At 44.5% G+C, this 2,652-nt stretch carries 3 protein-coding genes; 2 read left to right on the top strand and 1 reads right to left on the bottom strand.

The window, feature by feature from the left end:
* Window positions 1-176 precede the first annotated feature (176 nt).
* Window positions 177-1,064, bottom strand: coding sequence for a LysR family transcriptional regulator (locus ACNKW3_RS19750; protein ID WP_427401056.1), 888 nt, complete (start codon window positions 1,062-1,064; stop codon window positions 177-179).
* Between the two features lie 104 nt (window positions 1,065-1,168).
* On the opposite strand from ACNKW3_RS19750, the gene ACNKW3_RS19745 reads away from it, so the two are divergent.
* Both ACNKW3_RS19745 and ACNKW3_RS19740 read left to right on the top strand, forming a co-directional pair.
* Window positions 1,169-1,795: an FMN-dependent NADH-azoreductase gene (locus ACNKW3_RS19745; RefSeq protein WP_427401055.1), complete on the top strand. Its 627-nt coding sequence runs from the start codon at window positions 1,169-1,171 to the stop codon at window positions 1,793-1,795.
* A gap of 1 nt (window position 1,796) precedes the next feature.
* On the top strand, window positions 1,797-2,573 hold the full coding sequence (locus tag ACNKW3_RS19740; RefSeq protein WP_427401054.1) for an SDR family oxidoreductase: 777 nt from the start codon (window positions 1,797-1,799) through the stop codon (window positions 2,571-2,573).
* Window positions 2,574-2,652: the final 79 nt, after the last annotated feature.

The following is a 2,652-nucleotide window of genomic DNA, read 5'->3' as shown; positions in this document are numbered from 1 at the left end:
GATGTTAAAAGACGGTGATTTTCCTACAGAGGACTTTCACCTCATTAGTTCATGCCCATGCTGGGCGTACACAAAGCGCTTAAGACCACTCCCTTCGGTCGCTCGGACGCATTTACGCGGGGCGGCTTCGCCATTATACCCCACGCAACTGCGCCGCTTAGCTTAATGTTATGAAGCTAAACTTGGGCCAACAAGTAATCTATGAATGCTCTTGTTTTAACAGGTAAGAAGCGTCTGGATGGATAGACTAACCAAATCGATGTATCAAAGTCTGCACCAGCCACTTGCCAATCTGGCAAAATACTAATCAGCTTTTTAGTCTTCAGCTCATCTTTAATGGCCCAATTTGGTAGTAATGCGATACCCGTATCGCTCTCGGCAGATTTTTGGATGGCAGACGCTGTAGTCAATGTGAGTACTGGCTCTATCGGAATCGATTCTATTGATTCGCCTTTTTTGAAACTCCACTCGGTATTGAATGAGCTGTACGCAAAACTAATGAGTCGATGTGCAAGAATATCGCGTGGTTTTTCTATTTTAGCTGATCTTGCTAAGTAGTTTGGGGATGCAACCAGTGCATAGCGAACGTCTATGAGTTTTCTCGCAACCAAGCTGCTATCACGAAGGGCACCGTGGCGGATCGCCAAGTCAAATCTATCATCTATCACATTGACTTGAGCATCGCTTAACACTAGATCAAGTCGGATTTTAGGGTATCGATCGAAGAATCCATTAAGAATGGGAGAGAGCACTTTTTCGCCAAATGAAGTTGATGCTGTCACTTTTATGCTGCCAAAAGGCTCTGAGTTCTGGTTGAAGACCTCGTCCCTCGCTAACTCCAATTCATGAATAAGTGCCTCTACTCTATGAAAGTAATCCTCTCCTAATTGAGTCGGCGTTAATGTACGGGTTGTACGTTGAAATAAGCGCGCTTGTAACTGCTCTTCCAAACCTGCGATGGCGCGTGATACTGAAGAGGGAGCGACGTTTAACTTTTTAGCAACGCTGGCGAAGTTTTTCGCTTTGTATACCAGTATGAAGAGCTGGATATTGTCGAGATTCATTCGTGCGACCGATGCATTAGTTAATTGCTTTTTATGTAGTTTATCAGTATTAGCGCATTAATTACCATTTCCTTACTTATTAACCAGAGTTAGGAGAGTAATAAATGCCGTCACTACTACGTATAGACTCCAGTCCACGCAGAGCTAATTCTCATTCCAAATTTATTGCTGATGCCGTGCAAAAGCAGCTCGTTATCAACACCCCTGATATCGAGATCTATCAGCGTGACTTATCGATCCAAGAAATCTCGTCTATTTCACAAGACACAATTACCGGCTTCTTCACCCCGAAGGAAAGCTTCACGCCTGTGCTAGAGAAAGCCACTTCGTTATCGGATCAATTAATTAAAGAAATTAAGGAAGCAGAAACGCTTGTTATCAGTGCACCTATTTATAACTTTGGGGTTCCATCATCACTAAAGGCATGGATTGACCAGATTGTTAGGGTCGGCGAGACCTTTAGTTTCGATGAGTCTGGCTTCTCTGGTTTAGTGAGAGGGAAAAAAGCGATTCTGGCTTTGTCTTATGGCGCACAAGGTTATACCGGGAATGGCGATCTAAGCTCAATGAATTTCTTAGAACCTTACCTTGTAGCGTTGCTTAAGTTTATTGGGATAGAAGACATAACCGTATTTCGTATAGAGGGCACATCTATGCTCGACGAGGAAAGCTTGGCTAAACAGAAACTTGCATTGCAAGCTCAAGTAAAAAATACATTAGAGGTAATTTAAGGTGGCGCAAACGATAGATTTTACCAATAAGACCGCCTTAGTTATGGGGGCGAGTAAAGGGATAGGCTTAGCAACCGCGGAAAAGCTGGCTGAGCTCGGTGCAAGCGTAATACTTGCCGCACGTAGTATAGATAAACTAGAAGAAGCCGTTTTGACGATAAATAGCAAAGGAGGAGCGGCGAAAGCTCACGTATGTGATGTAAGGGATTACTCTTCTGTAGAGGCTGTTGTTAAGTACTGTATTGATCAGACAGGTAAAATCGATTTTCTAGTAAATAACGCGGGTGTTATCGATCCTCTGAGTCACTTGGTTGATAGTGATCCAGTTGAATGGTCTTTGGCAGCAGATATCAACTATAAAGGTGTTTACTACTGTATGCGGGCGGTGTTGCCTTATATGATTGAAGCTGGTGAAGGGGTAATCGTTAATATGAGTTCAGGTGCTGCCAATAGTGCGTTACCTGGGTGGAGTCATTACTGTTCAACCAAAGCCGCGGCAAAGAAATTAACCGAAGTTGCGCATCGCGAGCTTCAAGGCACTAATATACGAGTTGTTGGCCTCTCGCCTGGCACGGTAGCCACTGATATGATGTCTAAAATTCGTGATGCCAAGATTAATGTGGTAAGCGATTTGGAGTGGTCTACACACATTCCGGCAGAATGGGCTGCCAAAGCAGTCGCATTTTTATGTGGTCCAGAGGGAGAAGAGTTTGCAGGAACTGACTTTTCGATTAAAACACCTGAAGGAAGGGAGCGTGTGGGCCTACTTGCTAAATAACTCATAATCGGGTAGCCAAGGGTCTCTAACCCTCAGCCCCCACAACACCCTGCATGCGGCTCCGCACAGGGCGTTTCAC

This window comes from Glaciecola sp. 1036, from assembly GCF_050306235.1.
Taxonomy (GTDB): domain Bacteria; phylum Pseudomonadota; class Gammaproteobacteria; order Enterobacterales; family Alteromonadaceae; genus Glaciecola.
Note: the sequence above shows the minus strand (reverse complement) of the source record. Positions and strands in the feature narration are given on the sequence as shown.